The organism is Achromobacter xylosoxidans (assembly GCF_001457475.1).
GTDB lineage: Bacteria > Pseudomonadota > Gammaproteobacteria > Burkholderiales > Burkholderiaceae_B > Achromobacter > Achromobacter xylosoxidans.
The window spans coordinates 2,575,219-2,594,144 of the sequence record NZ_LN831029.1 but is presented as its reverse complement, the minus strand read 5'-3'; the positions used below and the strand labels follow the sequence as shown (position 1 = coordinate 2,594,144).

Annotated in this window: 14 protein-coding genes; 4 read left to right on the top strand and 10 right to left on the bottom strand. The window is 69.2% G+C overall.

Annotated elements, in window-relative coordinates; translation table 11 throughout:
- Window positions 1-82: 82 nt before the first annotated feature.
- Window positions 83-1,414 carry a mechanosensitive ion channel family protein gene (locus AT699_RS11695; protein ID WP_024068593.1) on the bottom strand — a complete coding sequence of 444 codons (1,332 nt, stop codon included), beginning with the start codon at window positions 1,412-1,414 and terminating at the stop codon, window positions 83-85.
- A 209-nt stretch (window positions 1,415-1,623) separates the two neighbouring features.
- On the opposite strand from AT699_RS11695, the gene argH reads away from it, so the two are divergent.
- A complete protein-coding gene (argH, locus tag AT699_RS11690; protein WP_020927273.1) occupies window positions 1,624-3,045 on the top strand; it encodes an argininosuccinate lyase in 1,422 nt (473 codons plus the stop codon).
- A gap of 174 nt (window positions 3,046-3,219) precedes the next feature.
- A complete protein-coding gene (locus tag AT699_RS11685; protein ID WP_024068591.1) occupies window positions 3,220-5,259 on the top strand; it encodes a PEP/pyruvate-binding domain-containing protein in 2,040 nt (679 codons plus the stop codon).
- A gap of 174 nt (window positions 5,260-5,433) precedes the next feature.
- Here AT699_RS11685 and lpdA read toward each other — a convergent pair whose 3' ends face one another.
- The 7 genes from lpdA to AT699_RS11650 form a co-directional block, all read right to left on the bottom strand.
- Window positions 5,434-6,837, bottom strand: a complete 1,404-nt coding sequence (gene lpdA / locus AT699_RS11680; protein ID WP_024068590.1) for a dihydrolipoyl dehydrogenase — start codon at window positions 6,835-6,837, stop codon at window positions 5,434-5,436.
- Window positions 6,838-6,839: 2 nt separating this feature from the next.
- The gene (locus AT699_RS11675; protein ID WP_024068589.1) at window positions 6,840-8,192 is read right to left on the bottom strand and encodes a dihydrolipoamide acetyltransferase family protein; all 1,353 of its coding nucleotides are present in this window, start codon (window positions 8,190-8,192) and stop codon (window positions 6,840-6,842) included.
- A 1-nt stretch (window position 8,193) separates the two neighbouring features.
- Window positions 8,194-9,237, bottom strand: a complete 1,044-nt coding sequence (locus tag AT699_RS11670) for an alpha-ketoacid dehydrogenase subunit beta (protein WP_006386386.1) — start codon at window positions 9,235-9,237, stop codon at window positions 8,194-8,196.
- A gap of 3 nt (window positions 9,238-9,240) precedes the next feature.
- Window positions 9,241-10,473, bottom strand: coding sequence for a 3-methyl-2-oxobutanoate dehydrogenase (2-methylpropanoyl-transferring) subunit alpha (locus AT699_RS11665; RefSeq protein WP_024068588.1), 1,233 nt, complete (start codon window positions 10,471-10,473; stop codon window positions 9,241-9,243).
- A gap of 241 nt (window positions 10,474-10,714) precedes the next feature.
- Window positions 10,715-13,117 carry a TonB-dependent siderophore receptor gene (locus AT699_RS11660; protein WP_024068587.1) on the bottom strand — a complete coding sequence of 801 codons (2,403 nt, stop codon included), beginning with the start codon at window positions 13,115-13,117 and terminating at the stop codon, window positions 10,715-10,717.
- Window positions 13,118-13,178: 61 nt separating this feature from the next.
- Window positions 13,179-14,150 carry a FecR family protein gene (locus AT699_RS11655; protein WP_024068586.1) on the bottom strand — a complete coding sequence of 324 codons (972 nt, stop codon included), beginning with the start codon at window positions 14,148-14,150 and terminating at the stop codon, window positions 13,179-13,181.
- Complete coding sequence (locus AT699_RS11650; RefSeq protein WP_006386389.1) at window positions 14,147-14,659, bottom strand: sigma-70 family RNA polymerase sigma factor; 513 nt, start codon at window positions 14,657-14,659, stop codon at window positions 14,147-14,149. Before AT699_RS11650 ends, AT699_RS11655 begins: the two co-directional genes overlap by 4 nt.
- Before the next feature lie 168 nt (window positions 14,660-14,827).
- Between AT699_RS11650 and AT699_RS11645 the strand changes: the two genes are divergently transcribed.
- Window positions 14,828-15,154, top strand: coding sequence for a hypothetical protein (locus AT699_RS11645; protein WP_024068585.1), 327 nt, complete (start codon window positions 14,828-14,830; stop codon window positions 15,152-15,154).
- A gap of 65 nt (window positions 15,155-15,219) precedes the next feature.
- Here AT699_RS11645 and AT699_RS11640 read toward each other — a convergent pair whose 3' ends face one another.
- Together AT699_RS11640 and cadR are read right to left on the bottom strand one after the other, a co-directional pair.
- Window positions 15,220-15,813 (bottom strand): nitroreductase family protein, encoded by a 594-nt coding sequence (locus AT699_RS11640; protein WP_006386391.1) that lies wholly within the window; start codon window positions 15,811-15,813, stop codon window positions 15,220-15,222.
- Window positions 15,814-15,938: 125 nt separating this feature from the next.
- On the bottom strand, window positions 15,939-16,373 hold the full coding sequence (gene cadR, locus AT699_RS11635) for a Cd(II)/Pb(II)-responsive transcriptional regulator (protein WP_024068584.1): 435 nt from the start codon (window positions 16,371-16,373) through the stop codon (window positions 15,939-15,941).
- Window positions 16,374-16,470: 97 nt separating this feature from the next.
- On the opposite strand from cadR, the gene AT699_RS11630 reads away from it, so the two are divergent.
- Window positions 16,471-18,906: a heavy metal translocating P-type ATPase gene (locus AT699_RS11630; protein ID WP_230846642.1), complete on the top strand. Its 2,436-nt coding sequence runs from the start codon at window positions 16,471-16,473 to the stop codon at window positions 18,904-18,906.
- Window positions 18,907-18,926 lie beyond the last annotated feature (20 nt).

Here is an 18,926-nt window from a genome sequence, read left to right as displayed (position 1 = left end):
CCTGGGGCGCCTTGATACGGAACTGCACGAAACGGGCCTGCTGCAGGCCCTGGGAATCCTACCGGGCGATTATCTCACGGCGTCATGCGCCGGACGGCGGTGCCAGGCGCTCCGGATCGGCCCGGTGATGCGCGCCTTCGGCCGCCAGCGCCGCCTGGATGGCGCCCTCGCGCAGGTAGCTGCCCATGGCGCCGATGTCCGCCCCAGACGGCTGCTGGTACAGCCGCAGGCCCAGTTCCGGCAGGATCGCCAGCAGATGGTCGAAGATGTCGCCCTGGATGCGCTCGTACTCGACCCAGGCGGTGACGGCGGTGAAGCAATAGACCTCGACCGGGATGCCGTCGGCGGTGGGTTCCATCATGCGCACCATCATCGCCATGTCCTGGCGCACCTCGGGGTTCTGCTTCAGGTAGGCCAGGCCGTAGGCGCGGAAGGTGCCAATGTTGGTCAGGCGGCGACGGTTGGCCGGCACGCTGGCCAGCTCGCCCATGGTCTGGTTGGCCTGGGCGATGTCCTGGGTCTTGACCCGCAGGTAGTCGTGCAGCAGCCGGAAGCGCATCAGCCGCTGGGCCTCGTCGTCGGTCAGAAAGCGCACGCTGCTGGCGTCGATGCGCAGGGTGCGCTTGATGCGCCGGCCGCCCGATTCGAACATGTGGCGGTAGTTGCGGTAGCTTTCCGAGAACAGCTTGTAGGTCGGCACCGTGGTGACGGTGTTGTCCCAGTTCTGCACCTTGACCGTATGCAGGGCGATGTCCTTGACGAAGCCGTCGGCGTTGGACTGCGGCATCTCGATCCAGTCGCCGATGCGCAGCATGTCGTTGCTGGTGAGCTGGGTGCTGGCCACCAGCGACAGCAGCGTGTCCTTGAACACCAGCAGCAGCACCGCCGACAGCGCGCCCAGGCCGGAGATCATCCACAGCGGCGAGCGGTCGATCAGGATCGACAGCACCAACACGGTGCACACCGCCATCAGGATCAGCTTGCTGATCTGGATATAGCCCTTGATCGAGCGCGTCTGCGCCCGGGTGGTGGCCGAATAGGTGTCCTGCCAGGCGCTCAGCACCCCGGAAAACGCCACGAACACGCAGATCCAGGCGCCGGCGTGGGCCAGCCGCCCGACCAGCGTGACGGCCTTCTCGACGTGCGGCACCAGGTCGATGCCCACCGACACTACCGCGAACGGCACCGCGTACCACAGGTTCTGGTAGGCGCGGCGGCGCTGCAGGGCCTTGTCCCAGTCTTCGTGGCCGCTGACCACCAGCAGCCGGTGCGCCAGCAGCAGCACCACCCGCGCGACCACCCACTGGACGAACAACGCCGTCAGGATCAGCACGCCGATGCCGACCAGCGTTTGCGCCCACGGCTGGTGCGGCATATAGGTATCGAGTTCGGTGGCCAGCTGTTCCCATTCCATGGGCATAGGTCGTGTGCTCTCTTCTAACAACGTGGGGGGATGGCGTCATCCGGCATCCGGGGCGTACGGAGCCCGCCGCGACCGGATATGACCCTGAATTATCCGACAACTCGCGCCGGCGCAGGTTTCCAGCCGCAACAACGGCAGGCGCGGCCCGTGGCGCCGGGATTCGTCAGCCGCCCGGGGCAGGCCCTATAATCCCCGCCATCATGGCAAACACTCCCTCCCCCGATCAAAACCAGTTCGCCAACAAGGCGCAGGCCTGGTCCGCCCGGTTCTCGGAACCGGTTTCCGAACTCGTCAAACGCTACACGGCGTCCGTGGACTTCGACAAGCGCCTGGCGCGCGTCGACATCCAGGGTTCGCTGGCGCACGCCGACATGCTGGCGGCCCAGGGCATCATCGGCGCCCAGGACCTGGCCGACATCCAGCGCGGCATGACCCAGATCCTGTCGGAAATCGACGCCGGCAGCTTCCAGTGGCTGCTCGACCTCGAAGACGTGCACCTGAACATCGAGAAGCGCCTGGTCGAGCTGGTCGGCGATGCCGGCAAGCGCCTGCACACCGGCCGTTCGCGCAACGACCAGGTGGCCACCGACATCCGCCTGTGGCTGCGCGGCGAAATCGACACCCTGATCGACCTGCTGCGCCAGCTGCGCCACGCGCTGGCCACGGTGGCGCTGGACAACGCCGCCACCATCATGCCGGGCTTCACCCACCTGCAGGTGGCCCAGCCCGTCACGTTCGGCCACCACCTGCTGGCCTACGCCGAGATGTTCGGCCGCGACGCCGAGCGCCTGGCCGACTGCCGCCGCCGCGTCAACCGCCTGCCGCTGGGCGCCGCCGCCCTGGCCGGCACCTCGTTCCCGATCGACCGCGAACGCGTCGCCAAGACGCTGGGCTTTGACGGCGTCTGCCGCAACTCGCTCGACGCCGTCTCCGACCGCGACTTCGCCATCGAGTTCTGCGCCGCCGGCGCGCTCATCATGACGCACGTCTCGCGCCTGTCCGAAGAACTGGTGCTGTGGATGAGCCCGCGCGTCGGCTTCATCGACCTGGCCGACCGCTTCTGCACCGGCAGCTCGATCATGCCGCAGAAGAAGAACCCCGACGTGCCCGAACTGGCGCGGGGCAAGACCGGCCGCGTCAACGGCAACCTGGTCGCCCTGCTGACCCTGATGAAGGGCCAGCCCCTGGCCTACAACAAGGACAACCAGGAAGACAAGGAAGGCCTGTTCGACACCGTCGACACCGTGCGCGACACGCTGACGATCTTCGCCGACATGGCCGCCGGCATCAAGGTCAAGGCCGACAACATGCGCGCCGCCGCGCTGCAGGGCTTCGCCACCGCCACCGACCTGGCCGACTACCTGGTCAAGCGCGGCGTGCCGTTCCGCGACGCCCACGAAGTGGTGGCCCACGCCGTGCGCGACTGCGAACAGCGCGGCTGCGACCTGGCCGACCTGTCGCTGGATGAGCTCAAGGCCTATCACCCGACCATCGGCGACGACGTGCACCAGGTGCTGACGCTGGAAGGCTCGGTGGCCGCGCGCAAGCACGTGGGCGGCACCGCCCCCGAGCGCGTGGCCGAGGAAGCCCGCCGCGTGCTGCAGGAGACGGCGGCGCAGTAAGCCCGCGGTTCCCTTGCTCTAAAACAGGCGGCCCCGGATTTCCGGGGCCGTTTTCTTTTGTGGCCACGCTACGCAAATGACCTGTCACGGCGTGTCATTCCTCGTTTCCGATCTCGCACGAGCGGCGGGGACGGGTTCGCTATGATGGGCGCTTTTCCACTCAGCCCCTCCCCCATGCCAGCCCTGCGCGCGTCCTGGTTTCCGCCGCCCCTGTCCCGTCCAGCCATCCTGACGGCCGCCTGCCTGCTGGCGCTTGCCGCCCTCCCCGCCGCCCAGGCGCAGACGGCGCGCAAGCCGTCGCCGTACGAAAACAACGTCATCGAACCCCTCAAGCCCCCCCGGCCGCTCACCCCCGAGGAGATCGCGGCGCGCAAGGCCGAGGATGCGCGACGCGGCGGCCCGGCCTTCATGGCCCGGGTCGAAAACGAAGCCGCGTTCCGCCAGCTGGCCCGGGTCTACAACGCCGGCACGCCGCTGGAAATCCCGCACGTACTGTTCGTGATCGACCGCCAGCGCGGCAATCGCATCCATTACCTGGACACGCCGCGCTACGGCCTGCACGAGACCTTCGCGCGCGAGCGGCGCCTGCTGCCCGGCAAGGACAAGGCCGTGCTGATCGCGCAGTACAAGGACCCCAACCGCCGCCTGCTGTTCGGCACCCTCAGCTGGCAGCGTAACCTGCCGGGATATACCTATGAATTCTGGGAAGGCGACCGCCTCACCCCCGAGCTGTTGAAGCTGGCCGACGAGGTGGTCGCCAAGAGCTTTTACGCCCCGGTCCGCTTCAAGACCAACTCGACCCTGCACGAACAGGCCGCCACCACGGCCGGCCTGACCTTCGTGACCCAGGAAGCCCTGCTGCGCGAACAGGCCTTCCTGCCGCTGAATCCCGGCAGCGCGCAGGGCCGGCTGCGCATCGTCGCCTCGATCGAGGCCACGCCCGACCTCCAGCGCGACGACATCGTGGTGCTGGACGAGGTGCCGATCGCCATCCCGCCCGTGGCCGGCCTGATCACGCAGCGGCCGTCCACTCTGCTGTCGCACGTCAACCTGCTGGCCAAGGGCTGGGGCATTCCCAACGCCTACGTGCGCGACGCCACCACCGCGCTGCGCCAGTACGACGGCCAATGGGTCACCTTGACCGTCAGCGGCAACGACTACCAGGTGCGGCCCAGCGACAGGCCCGCCAGCCAACCGCCGGCCACGCCGCCCAAGCCGCGCGCGCAACTGCCCAAGCCCGACCTGAGCGTGCAGGCGCTCAAGCCGCTGGATGCCCTGGCCGTGCGCGACAGCCGCCATTGCGGCGTCAAGGCCGCCAACCTGGGCGCGCTCCGGTCCGCATTGCCGCCGGCCGCCAGCGTGCCCGACGGCTTCTGCATCCCGTTCGCCCAGTACGCCGCGTTCATGAAGCGGCTGAATGTGGCGCAGCGCATGGCCGCGCTGGAACAGCGCCCGGACTTCATCGCCGACGCCGAGGTGCGGCGCAAGGAACTGGCCGCCCTGCGCCAGGACATCATGCAAGCCGCCGTCGACCCGGCGCAGGCCGAATCCTGGCGCGCGCTGTGGCAATCGCGCCTGAAGGGCACGGGCGTGTTCGTGCGCAGCTCGTCCAACTCCGAGGACCTGCCCGGCTTCAGCGGCGCCGGGCTGTACACAACCGTGCCCAACGTCACCCAGCCCGACGCCTTGGCCAAGGCGGTGCAGACCGTATGGGCCTCGGTCTACAACTTCGACGCCTACGAAGCGCGGCGCGCGGCCGGCATTCCCCAGGACGCGGTGGTGATGGCCGTGCTGGTGCAATTGGCGGCGCCGTCCGACAGCTCCGGCGTCATGATCACGCGCGATCCGTTCGACGCCAGCCGCCGCTACGTGACCTACATCTCGGCCAAGCGCGGCCTGGGCATCAAGGTGGTGGAAGGCAAGCGTCAGGCCGAGCAGGTGATGTATTCGAGCTGGTCCAAGGCGGTGCAGGTGCTGAGCCGCTCGGCCGAGGACACGCAATTGGTGGCGGACGCCGGCGGCGGCGTGCGCGAAGTGCCGATCGCGCCGGACGCGCGCCAGGTGCTGAACGACGCGCTGGTGGCGCGGCTGGCGGCCGTGGGCCGGCAGGTCAAGCAACGCCTGGGCAAGGTCGACCAGGACATCGAATGGGCGGTGGTCGGCGACAAGATCATCATCCTGCAGGCGCGGCCCTACATCGACGCGCGCCGCTAGCGAGCACGAACGCGGGCGTTCAAGGCCTGTTGCCTTGAACGCGCGTGCCGCGCCGCGTGTCCTGCACGCATCACGGGCAACCCATGCCGTCCGGCAAACGGGCCCACACAGGAAAAAGCCGCGGCGGCGGGCAGGATGCCCACCACCACGGCTTCGGATACACCACGACAGCTTCTAGATGTGCAGCGCGTGCCCCAGCGCCTTGAGCGCGGCTTCCTGCACCGCTTCGCCCAGGGTCGGATGGGCGTGGATCGTGCCCGCCACGTCCTCCAGCGTCGCGCCCATTTCGAGCGATTGGCCGAACGCCGTCGACAGTTCCGACACCCCGCGCCCCACCGCCTGCCAACCCACGATCAGGTGGTTGTCGCGGCGCGCCACCACCCGCACGAAACCGTCGGTGGATTCCAGCGTCATGGCGCGGCCATTGGCGGCGAACGGGAACGAGGCCGCCAGGCAGTCCAGCCCGGCCGCTTCGGCCTCGGCCGGCGACAGGCCGGCCACCACGACTTCGGGGTCGGTGAAGCACACCGCCGGGATCGCGGCCGGCTGGAAGTGGCGGCGCTTGCCCGCCACCAGCTCGGCCACCATCTCGCCCTGCGCCATGGCGCGGTGCGCCAGCATCGGTTCGCCGGCGATGTCGCCGATGGCCCAGACGTCGCGCATGGAAGTGCGGCACTGGTCGTCGATGCGCAGCGCGTTGCCCTTGCGGTCCAGTTGCAGGTTTTCCAGGCCCCAGCCCTGCGTGCGCGGACGCCGGCCAACGGCGATCAGCACCCGGTCGGCGGGCAGCGCGGTCTCGGCGCCGCTGGCGTCCTGGATCCGCACCGCCGTGCCAGCGCCATTCAGCCCCAGCACCTTGCGGCCCAGGTGCAGTTCGACGCCCAGCTTGGCGAGGGCCGCGGCCACCGGCTTGGTCAGCTCGGCGTCATAGGTCGGCAGGATGCGATCCTGCGCCTCGACCACGGCCACCTCGGCGCCCAGCTTGCGGTACACCGTGCCCAGCTCCAGGCCGATATAGCCGCCGCCCACCACCACCAGCTTCTTCGGGATGTCGGCCGGCGACAGCGCCTCGGTCGAGGACACCACCATGCCGCCGAACGGCACCGAAGGCAGCGGCGTCGGTTCGGACCCGGCCGCCAGCAGCAGGTGCTCGCACTGGATGCGCTGGCGGCTGCCGTCGGCGCTCTCGACCTCGACGGTCTTGCCGTCCAGCAGGCTGGCCCAGCCCTGCACCACCTGCACGCCGTTCTTCTTGAGCAGCGCGCCGACGCCGCCGGTCAGCTTGCCGACGATGCCGTCCTTCCAGGCCACCGTGCGGCCAATGTCGATGGCGGGCGCCGACACCGAGATGCCCAGCGCCGACTGGCCGGCGTAGTGCCGCGCCTTGTCGAATTCCTCGGCCGCGTGGATCAGCGCCTTGGATGGAATGCAGCCGATGTTCAGGCAGGTGCCGCCCAGCCGGTCGCCCTCGACCAGGATGGTGGGCACGCCCAGTTGCCCGGCGCGGATCGCGGCCACGTAGCCGCCAGGCCCGCCGCCGATCACCAGCAGGGTTGTCGTCTTGGTAGTCTGGCTCATGCTTACTCCACGAAAAGCAGCGCGGGTTGTTCCAGCAGCGCGCGCACGGCCTGGATGAAGCGGGCCGCGTCCATGCCGTCGACCACGCGGTGGTCGAACGAGGACGACAGGTTCATCAGTTTGCGCGCCACCACGGCGCCATTGCGGAAGGCCGGCCGCTCGACGATGCGGTTCACGCCCACGATGCCGACCTCGGGATGGTTGATGACCGGCGTGGTGACGATGCCGCCCAGCGGCCCCAGGCTGGTGATGGTGATGGTCGAGCCGGACAGCTCGTCGCGTCCGGCGCTGCCGGCGCGCACCGCCTGCGCCAGCCGGCCGATCTCGGCCGCCATCGACCACAGGTCGCGGGTTTCGGCGTGGCGCATCACCGGCACCATCAGGCCGCCGTCGCTCTGCGTGGCGATGCCGATGTGCACCGCGCCATAGCGCGTCACCTGGCCGGCCTCGTCGTCATAGCGGGCGTTGATCTGCGGGAAGTCGCGCAGGGCGATCACCATGGCGCGCGCCAGCAGCGGCAGCAGCGTCAGCTTGCCGCGCGACTCGCCGAACTTCGCGTTCAGGCTGGCGCGCAGGTCCTCGAGCTCGGTGACGTCGATTTCCTCCACGTAGCTGAAATGCGGAATGCGGCGCTTGGACTCGGCCATCTTCTGCGCGATCTTGCGGCGCAGGCCGATCACCGGCACCTGCTCTTCGTCGTTGCGCTCGGCGTACGCCGGGCCGCGCGCGGCGGTGACCGCGCCCTGCCCTTGCAGATAGGCGTCCAGGTCCTCGTGCATAACGCGGCCGGCCGGGCCGCTGCCGTGCACGTAGCGCAGCTCGATGCCCAGGTCCCAGGCGCGCTTGCGCACCGCCGGCGAGGCCAGCGGCTTCTCGCCGGGTTGGCGGGCCGCGGCGGGCGACTGGCGCGCGGCGGCCGGACGGCTGGCCGGCGCGGATGGCGCTTGCGGCGCGGCGGCGGCAGGTTGCAGCGACGCGGCGATCTGGCCGGCAACGCCGCCGGCCGGCGCCTTATCGGCCTTGGCCGGTGCCGGCGTGCTTGCCGCCGGCGCGGGCGCGGCAGTGGCGGCCTGCGGCGGCTGCGCCGCCGCCTCGCCCTTGACATTGCCTTCGCCTTCCACTTCCAGGCGGATCAATTCGCCGCCCACGGCCATCACCTGGCCGACTTCCCCGCCCAGCGCGACCACGCGGCCGACCACGGGCGACGGGATCTCGACCGTGGCCTTGTCGGTCATGACGTCGGCCAGCGGCTGATCCTCGGCGACGGTGTCGCCCACCTTGACGTGCCAGCCTACCAGTTCGACCTCGGCAATGCCTTCGCCGATGTCGGGCATCTTGATGACATGAATACCCATCTCACACCTCCATCGCGCGTTTGAACGCTTCGCCGACCCGGCGCGGGCCGGGGAAATACGCCCATTCCTGCGCGTGCGGATAGGGAGTATCCCAACCGGTCACGCGCTCGACGGGCGCTTCGAGGTGATGGAAGCAGTGTTCTTGCACCAGCGCGATCAGCTCGGCGCCATAGCCGCAAGTGCGCGTGGCTTCGTGCACCACGACGCAGCGGCCGGTCTTCTTGACCGAGTTGACGATGGTCTCCAGATCCAGCGGCCACAGGCTGCGCAGGTCGATGACCTCGGCGTCGATGCCGGTTTCCTCGGCCGCGGTCAGCGACACGTGTACCGTGGTGCCGTAGGTCAGCACCGTCAGCGCGTTGCCGGGCCGCACGATGGCGGCGGTGTCCAGCGGCACGGTGTAGTAGCCGGTCGGCACCACGCTGCCCGGGCGTCCGGTCCACGGCGTCACGGGACGGTCGTGGTGGCCGTCGAACGGACCGTTGTACAGGCGTTTAGGCTCCAGGAAGATGACCGGATCGTCGTTCTCGATGGACGCGATCAGCAGGCCCTTGGCGTCGTAGGGGTTGGACGGCATCACCGTGCGCAGCCCGCAGACCTGGGTGAACATCGCCTCGGGGCTCTGGCTGTGGGTCTGGCCGCCGTAGATGCCGCCGCCGCAGGGCATGCGGATGGTCATGGGCGCGATGAATTCGCCCACCGAGCGGTAGCGCAGGCGCGCCGCTTCCGACACGATCTGGTCGGAGGCCGGATAGAAATAGTCGGCGAACTGGATCTCGCACACCGGCCGCAGGCCGTAGGCGCCCATGCCCACCGCCACGCCGACGATGCCGCCTTCGGAGATCGGCGTGTCGAACACGCGCGAGCTGCCGTACTTGGCCTGCAGGCCCTCGGTGCAGCGGAACACGCCGCCGAAATAGCCCACGTCCTGGCCGAACACCACCACGTTGCCGTCGCGCTCCAGCATCACATCCATGGCCGAGCGCAAAGCCTGGATCATGGTCATCGGCGCGGACGCCGGACCAGCATTGTTATCGATAGCCATGACTCACACTCCGAGCTGCTGACGTTGCCGGCGCAGGTGCTCCGGCATGTCCTTGTAGACGTCTTCAAAGATGCTGGCGGCGCTGGGGACGTGGCCGTCCACCAGGGTGCCGTAGCTTTCCGCTTCCTTCTGCGCCGCCTGGATCTCGGCGTCGAGCTCGGCGCGCACCGCGTCGTGCTCGGCGTCCGACCAGATGCCACGCAGGATCAGGTGCTTCTTGAAGCGCTCGATCGGGTCGCCCAGCGGGAAGTGGCTCCAGTCGTCGCCGGGGCGGTACTTGGAGGGGTCGTCGGAGGTGGAGTGCGGGCCCGCGCGGTAGGTCACCCATTCGATCAGGGTGGGGCCGAGGTTGCTGCGCGCGCGCTCGGCGGCCCAGCGCGAGGCGGCGTAGACCGCCAGGAAATCGTTGCCGTCCACCCGCAGCGAGGCGATGCCGCAGCCCACGCCGCGGCCGGCGAAGGTGGCGCCCTCGCCCCCGGCGATGGCCTGGAAGGTCGAGATGGCCCACTGGTTGTTGACCACGTTCAGGATCACCGGCGCGCGGTACACGTGCGCGAAGGTCAGCGCGGTATGGAAGTCCGCCTCGGCGGTGGCGCCGTCGCCGATCCAGCCCGACGCGATGCGGGTGTCGCCCTTGATGGCCGAGGCCATGCCCCAGCCCACCGCCTGGATGAACTGCGTGGCCAGGTTGCCCGAGATGGTGAAGAAGCCGTTCTCGCGGTCGGAATACATGACCGGCAGCTGGCGCCCCTTGAGCGGGTCGCGCTCGTTGGACATGAGCTGGCACATCATGGTCACCAGCGACACGTCGCGCGCCAGCAGGATGCTCTGCTGGCGGTAGGTCGGGAAACACATGTCGCCCTGCTCCAGCGCCAGCGCGTGGGCCGAGCCGATGGCCTCTTCGCCCAGGCTCTGCATGTAGAAGGAGATCTTCTTCTTGCGCTGGGCGGTCAGCATGCGGCCGTCGAAGATGCGCGTCTTGAGCATGGTGCGCATGCCTCGGCGCAACAGCTCGTCGCTGATCTCCGGCGCCCACGGGCCGACGGCGCGGCCGTCGTCGTCGATGACCCGCACCAGGCTGTAGGCCAGGCTGCCGGTGTCGATCGCGGCGACATCAATGGGGGGTTTGGGCACCTCGCCGGGCGGCGACAGGCGCAGGTAGGAAAAGTCGGTCTTGCAACCCGGACGCCCGGTAGGCTCGGGGACGTGCAACTTCAGCGGCCCATATTGGCTCATGAATTGTCTCCACGCTTGATCGTGTCATGCGCATTCTTCTTACCAAGACACTGCCCAGGGGGGTGACCTCGGACATTGCCATCGTCGGCCTGTGCAAAGGGATAAACATGCACGGCCGGGAGCCAGAGTAGCACAGGGCGCGGCCCCGAGACAGGGGCCGCGCCAGGCCTCGCTCGCCGCACAGGCCCAGGGCCGGCCGGCGCGCGCGGCGGGCGGTTTTCCCCCTCCTGCCCGTCCGGTTTTACCAGCGATAGGTCGCCGTGCCGATCACCCGCCGCGGCTCGCCATAAAAGCAACCGTAGGTGCAACTGCCGATGTAGGTCTTGTCGGCCAGGTTGGTGGCGTTGAGCGCGAATTTCCACGGCCCGGTGGTGTAACTCACCATGGCATCGAACAGCGTGAAGGACGGTACCTCGACCGCCGTGCCATGCGCCAGGCCGCGCGTGCTGCCGACGTAGCGCACCCCCGCGCCGACCCGCAGCCCCGGCAGGCCGAAGGCGCCGAAGCCGTAGTCGCCCCAGACCGAGAACTGGTTGAACGGCACCGAGTTCAGGCGCTTGCCGACCTCGTCCGGTTGCAGCGGGCTGGCCTTGAGCGTGCGCGCATCGGTGTAGGCGTAGGCGGCGATCAGGTTGGCGTGGCGGCCGACGCGGGTGCGCGCTTCCAGCTCCAATCCGCGGGTGCGCGCCTGACCTGCCTGGATCTCGTAGTTCGTGTCGAACGGGTCGGCCACGTTCACGTTCTTGCGGGTGAGCTGGTACACGGCCGCCGACAGCATGATGTCCGACCCGGCCGGCTGGTAACGCAGCCCGGCTTCGTACTGCTCGCCGGTGGTGGGCTTGAAGCGGCTGCCCTGGCGATCCTGGCCGCTGGTCGGCTCGAACGATTCGCTGTAGCTCAGGAACGGCGCCAGGCCGTTGTCGGCCAGATAGACGACGCCGGCGCGGCCGGTGAAGGCCTGGCTCTTTTCGTCGTCCGCGATCTTTTCGCCGGTGAAGAAATTGCGTTCGTTGACCGTGACCCAATCGTGGCGGCCGCCCAGCAGCAGCACCCACTTATCGGCGATCTTGACCTGATCCTGCAGGTAGACCCCCAGGCGCTTCATGTCGGTTTTCGAGGACGACCACGGGAACGGCGTAGCCGGTCCCAGCGGGACGCCATAGACGGGGTCATAGAGATCGATGTTGGTGTTGCCGCGCAGGTAGCGCTCGGTCTCGTGCCTGGGCACCGAGTAGTCCAGGCCCGCCAGCAGCGTGTGGCGCAGCGGGCCGGTAGTGGCGTCGTACTGCAGCGATGTATCGGCCACAACCGCCGAAGACCGGTCCCAGCGCGGCATCGCGCCGCGATCGGCGGTGTGGCGCTGGTCGGCCTGTAGCTGCCAGATGTCGGTGGAGAAATAGGTGCTGTCCGCGTGGAAGTAGCGCACGCTGTTGCGCAGCTTGAGCTGGTCCGTGAATGCGTGTTCGAACAGGTAGCCGATCGAATAGCGCTTCATGATGAACTTGTCGAAGCCAGGTTCCCCCGTGAATCGATTGCGGGGAATCCTGCCGTTGGGATTGGGCAGGACCGTGCCCTGGCCAGGCAGGCCGTAGACGTAGGCCGTGCGGTCCTCCTGGTATTCCGCCAGCAGGGTCAGCGAAGTGGCATCGCTGGGTTGCCACTTGAGGGCCGGGGCCACGTAGGTCCGGTCGTCCGGCACGTGATCGATGAAGGTGTCGCTGTCGCGCTTCAGGGCGGTCAGGCGGTACGACCATTTTCCCTCGTCATCGAGCGCGCCGCCGAAGTCGCCGGAGATCTGCTTGCGGCGGAAGTTGCCCGCCTCGACATTCAGTTCATGCAACGGCTCGGTGGTGGGACGCTTGCTGACCGTATTGATGACGCCCCCCGGCGGCGCCGCGCCGTAGAGCACCGAGGCCGCGCCCTTGAGGAACTCGACCCGCTCCAGCCCGTACAGTTCCTGCCGTCCGTTGTAGATGTTCACGGTGTACAGCGTGCCATCGCGATAGTAGCTGCCCTGGGTGCCGCGAAAGCCGCGCAGGAACAGGCTGTCGGACGTGCGGTCCTGGCCCTCGGCGCGGCTCACGCCCGCCACGTAGCCCAACGCGTCCTGCAGGCTCTGCGCCTTGAGCGTCTCGATTTCCTCGGCGCCGACCACCGTGATCGACTGCGGCGTCTCGATGATGGGCGTATCGGTCTTGGTGCCGGTGGCGCTGACATGGGCGGCGTAGCCATGCAGCGGGCCTGTGGCCGATTCCGCCGCGCCGGTCACGCGCACCGGCTCCAGCAGGGCCGCCCCGCCCGTCTGCGGCAGGGGCCGCGCGCTGAAGGTGCCGTTGGCGGTGATGCGCAGTTCCAGGCCGCTGCCGGCCAGCGCCTGGCGCAAGGCCTGCTCGGTCGTGTAGGTGCCTGCCACGGCTGGCGCCTGGCGGCCCGCCACCAGCGCCGGATCGACGGACACTGCGCGGCCGCTCTGGCGCGCGATGCGGGTCAGGGTCTCGGCCAGCGGCGCGGCGGGCAGATCGTAGCGCTGCGCCAGGGACGCGCCCGATTGGGTGCCCGCCTGCGCCTGGGCGATAGCGGCCGGCGCGGCCAGGGCAATGAGGAACGCGGCCGCCAGCTGCGGCGCGGGACGAACGGGGAACATGGAATCTCCTGCGACAAGGGGGTGCTTCAGGAGGTATGTCCAGCGAGCCCGCCGCAAGCGATCATTTTTTTTCGGCGGCATCGGCGCGCAGGTCGATGCTGACCAGCCAGCCGCCCAGCCCGCCGACCTCGATCGGCAGGGTCTGGCGCAGGGATTCCAGTACCCGATCGGTATCGTCCAGCGGAAAGGCGCCCAGCACCCGCAACCGCGCGGCCTCGGGTGAAATGCGCAGGAAGCCGCGCCGGTAGGGCCGCAACGCCGCCACCACCGCGCCCAGCGGCTGGTCGCGCACCACCAGCATGCCGTCGTGCCAAGCCGCGGTTTCGGCCAGCGCGGCATCCGACGCGCCGATGCCATCCGCCCCGAAGCGCGCGCCCTCTCCCGCCGCCAGGACGCGCCGCTGGCCCGCCGCGCGGACTTCGACGCTGTGCTCGATCACACAGGCGACGCTGCCCTGCTCGTCGCGCGCCACGCCGAACACCGTGCCCAGCGCCTGCACCTCGCCATCGGGACTGGCGACGATGAAGGGCCGCGCGGCGTCGGCCGCGACCCGCACGTACACCGCGCCCGCGCGCAGCCGCAGCACGCGGGCGCGACCGTCGAACGCCAGGTCGACGGCCGAACGCGCGTTCAGGGTGACCTCGCTGCCGTCCGGCAGTGGATAGGTGTGGCGTTCGCCCGTCCCGGTGCGCAGGTCGGCGGCCAGGGTCCGCAACGGCGTCTGGCGGTCGACCAGGGCAGCGAGTCCGCCGGCCGCCAGCGCCAGCAGCAGGGCATTGCGCAGTGCGCGGCGACGCGAGACCGGCGCCAGCAGCGCCGCGCCCGCGGCCTGGATCGAGGCGCCGTCGCCCAGCGGCGCAAAAGTGGTTTTGACGGCGCCGGCAACCGCCTCCCAGGCGGCGGCGTGACGGGGATCGGCCTGGAGCCAGGCCTCGAAGCGGACGCGATCGGCCTCGGCCGCCTCGCCCGACGACAGCAGCACCATCCAGTCGACCGCGGCCTCGACGACGGCCGGCAGCGCGGGCACGCTCATGCGGCCAGGCGCGCCGCCACGCACAGCGTGATGGCCTGCTTCATGCCGCGGCGGACGGTGATGGCGGATACGCCAAGGCGTTCGGCGATCTGCGGATAGGTCAGCTCGTGCAACTGGCTCAGGAGAAAGATCTGCCGGACGCGCGCCGGCAGGCGCTGCAAGGCCCGGTCGATCTGCATCAGGGCCTCGACCACCAAGGCGCGCTGCTCTTCGCTGGGAACGCTGGCATGCGGCAGGGCCTCGAGGCTGTCAAGATAGGCGCGCTCGAGTTCGCGGCGGCGCCAGAACGTGTACAGCGTGCGTTGCGCCAGCGTGGTCAGGAACGCGCGGGGTTCGTGGATCGGCTCGGTCGGGCGGCCGGCCAGTACGCGCACGAAGGTGTCGTGCGCCAGGTCGGCGGCATCATGGCGGCAACCCAGCCGGCGACGCAGCCATTCCAGCAACCACGGATGATGGGCCTCGTACAGCTGGGCGGCGGTGTGCGGCGTCGGCTGCGCAGGATGGGACATGGAGGGAATGGGAGGGCGGGCTAATCAACAATAAGAATTATTGTCATTTATTGATGGCCGCGCAAGCCTGCTTCGTGAAGCCGGACGGCGAGCAACGCCGGCCGGGGTCGACGGCCTGCGCCAGGGCGACCTCTATACTTGCACCTTCCGATTTCCCAGGAAACCGACGTGCCTCGATTGACCGCCTCGAAATGGTTCAGCTGGACCGGCATCGTGTTTGCCGCGCTTTACCTCGCCGTCGTCATCCTTTGCATCGCCGGCGCGCTGTCGGCGGACGGCGACGACAAGGGCCGCTTCATTCTGCTGCAACTGCCCTTGGCCTTGCAGCTTGCGCTGCTGCACGACCTGAACCTGGACCGGCTGCTGGGCGACCTGTCGTGGACCGGCGGCTACCTGCTGATCGGGCTGCCCACGCTGGCCCTCTTCTATTTCGTGGGCTGGGGCCTGGAGAAACTGGTGCGCGCGGCCTTCCGGCCCATCGCGTCGCAACGGTAGGCCACGCCGCTCGCAACACGAAAAAACCGGCCAGCGGCCGGTTTTTTATCGAACCACGACGCGCCTCAGGCCGGACCGGTCCACTCGGTGACGAACTCGCGGTAGTCCGGGCGGTTGGCCGGCGGCACCGCGCACGCCGGGGTGCCGATCGCCAGGAAGCCGAGGAAGCGGTAGTCGAGCGAATCCAGGCCCAGCGCTGCCTGCACGTCTTCGACGTAGGTGCCGATGCCGGTGCTCCAGAACGCGCCGTAGCCCAGCATGTGGGCGGCGTTCAGGATGTTCATGGTGGCGCAGCCGGTGGCCAGCAGTTGCTCGGCCTCGGGGATCTTGGTGTTGTCGTGGGCGATCTTCTGCGCCACGGCGACGAACAGCGGCACGCCGGCCATCCACTCGCGCACCGACTTTTCCTTTTCCGGCGTCATGCGCGGGTCGCCGCTGCGCTTGACGGCTTCCAGCGCCACGTCGGCCAGCTTGCCGATGGCCTCGCCTTTGATCACCACGAAACGCCAGGGACGCAGCGCGCCGTGGTCGGGGGCCGACATGGCGGCCTGCAGGATCTGTTCGAGTTCGTCGGGCTTGGGCGCCGGCGCCCGCAGGAACTTGACGGAACGGCGCGAGGTGATGGCGTGCAGGGGCGTGGCGGTGGCGGTCTGGGTCATGGAGTCAGGCACAAGTTACGGAATTCTGGCGGTTTCCCAAATGGGAAAGAGAAGGGTTCTCATATTACGCCATGGCCGCGCCGGGGACGGCTATCCCCCTGCCCGGCGCATGGCGACTAGGACGTTCAACCCAGGTGGGTATGGCGCTCCTGGCGTTCCTCGACCTGCATTTCCGACAGGCCATGCAGGATGCCGCAGTCTTCCGTATCGGGCCGCGCCGACAGGCAGCGCTGGCGCAGATCGGTCAATTGCGTCTTCAACTGGGTCAGCTCGGCGATGCGCTCGTCCACGTGGGAAATGTGTTCGTCGAACAGTTCATTGATGGGGCCGCATCCTGCCTGGTGATTGTCGGCCAGCGACAGGATCGCGCGGATCTCGTCCTGGGTCATGTCCAGCGCGCGGCAGTTGCGGATCAGCCGCAGGCGCTCCAGGTGGGGCTGGCCGTAGCTGCGGTAGTTGTTCAGTCCCCGTTCCGGGGCGGGCAGCAGCCCTTCCTTCTCGTAATACCTGACGGTTTCGACCGTGGTGCCGGCCGCCGTGGCCAATTCGCCGATACGCATCGTGCCTCCCGGACGCATCCGATGGATTTAGGGGGTTGACCCTATAGTAACTCCAAGGTGTGCAATGCGGTCAATGGCTTACGAAAAGGCAACGAGAATGTCTTCAGCATCGACCCGACACCCCGGACACCCCGCCACCGCCGGCGCCTGCTGCGGTGGACACGCGCCCGCCGCCAAGCGCGCCGGCCCGGGCTGCGGCCACGACCATGGCCAGGCCCAGGGCCACGATCACGACCATGATCAAGGTCACGACCACCGCCACGATCACGACCATGGTCAAGACCACGACCACGACCACGGCCACGGCCACGCGCACGACCATGGGCATGGCCACGCCGCCACGGCCTGCTGCAGCCACGACGCCGGCGCCATCCGCATGTCGGGCGGCGCGGCCGCGCTGCAGGCCGGCCCGGGCCAGTTGCTGGCGCGCCTGCGCATCGGCCAGATGGACTGCCCCACCGAGGAAACGCTGATCCGCAAAAAGCTCGACGGCGTCGCCGGCGTGCACGCGCTGGACTTCAACCTGATGCAACGCATCCTGACCGTGGTGCACGCCGAAGGCGCGCTGGACCGCATCACGGCGGCCATCAAGTCGCTGGGCATGACACCCGAGCCTTTGGCCGACGACGCGCCGCGCACGCCGGCCCCGGCCGCCGCGCCCGTGAACTGGTGGGCCATCGGCGCCGCCGGCGTGCTCGCCGCGCTGTCCGAAGCGTCGCACTTCGCCGGCATGCACTGGGGCGTCACCGCCGCGCTGGCGGTGGCCGCCATCCTGGCCTGCGGCATCAGCACCTACCGCAAGGGCTGGATCGCCGTGCGCAACGGCAACCTGAACATCAACGCGCTGATGAGCATCGCCGTCACCGGCGCGGTGCTGATCGGCCAGTGGCCGGAAGCGGCCATGGTGATGTTCCTGTTCAATGTGGCCGAACTGATCGAGGCCCGTTCGCTGGACCGCGCCCGCAACGCCATCCGCGGCCTGCTCGACCTGGCACCCGAAACCGCCACCGTGCGCCAGGCCAACGGCGCCTGGAAACAGGTGCCGGCGGCACAATTGCAGATCGACGATGTGGTGCGGGTGCGACCGGGCGAACGCATCGCCGCCGACGGCATCATCGTCAGCGGCCGTTCGGCGGTGGACCAGTCCCCCATCACCGGCGAAAGCCTGCCGGTGGAAAAGGCCGAGGGCGACCAGGTCTACGCGGCCACCGTCAACACGGCCGGCTCGTTCGACTACCGCGTCACCGCCGCCGCCGGCAACACCACGCTGGCGCGCATCATCCACGCGGTCGAACAGGCCCAGGGCGCGCGCGCGCCGACCCAGCGCTTCATCGACCGTTTCTCGCGCATCTACACACCCGCCGTGGTCGGCGTGGCGCTGCTGGTGGCCGTCGTGCCGCCGCTGCTGTGGGACCAACCCTGGTTCGACGCGATCTACCGCGCGCTGGCGCTGCTGATCATCGCCTGCCCCTGCGCCCTGGTGATCTCCACGCCGGTCAGCATCGTCAGCGGCCTGACGGCGGCCTCGCGCCGCGGCATCCTGGTCAAGGGCGGCGTGTACCTGGAGGAAGGCCGCAACCTGAAGTGGCTGGCGCTGGACAAGACCGGCACGCTGACCCACGGCAAGCCGGTGCAGACCGACCTGCAGGACTGGGACGTCTCCGACCTGGCGCGCCAGCCCGCGGCGCAGGTCGCCGCCAGCCTGGCGGCCCGCTCCGACCACCCGGTGTCGCTGGCCGTGGCCAACGCCGCGCGCGACGCCGGCCAGGCCCTGCTGGAAGTGGACGACTTCACCGCCCTGCCCGGCCGCGGCGTCAGCGGCAAGGTGGACGGCGTGCTGTTCCAGTTGGGCAACCGCCGCCTGATGCGCGAGCTGGGCGTGTCGGACGAAAAGCTGGAAGCCCGCTTCGACGAACTGGAACAGCAGGGCAAGAGCGCTATCGCGCTCAGCGATGGCCAGCGCGTGCTGGCGCTGGCGGCGGTGGCCGACACGGTCAAGCCCACCAGCGCGGCCGCCATCGCCGACCTGCACGCGCTGGGCGTGCGCACCCTGATGCTGACGGGCGACAACACGCCCACGGCGCAAGCCATCGCGCGCCAGGTCGGCATCGACGAAGCGCGCGGCGACCAGCTGCCGGAGGACAAGCTGGCCGCCATCGAAAGCAAGCTGGCGCCCGCCGGCAAGGTCGGCATGGTCGGCGACGGCATCAACGACGCCCCGGCCCTGGCCCGCGCCGATATCGGCTTCGCCATGGGCGCGGCCGGCACCGGCACCGCCATCGAGACGGCCGACGTGGCGCTGATGGACGACGACCTGCGCAAGATCGGCACCTTCCTGCGCCTGTCGCGCGCCACCCACCGCGTGCTGGTGCAGAACATCGCGCTGGCGCTCGGCATCAAGGTGGTGTTCCTGGCGCTGGCGATGACCGGCAACGCCACGCTGTGGATGGCGGTGTTCGCCGACGTCGGCGCCAGCCTGCTGGTGGTGGCCAACGGCTTGCGGCTGCTGCGGGCCGCCCCGGCGGCGAACTGAAGCACCGCCCTGATGCGAAA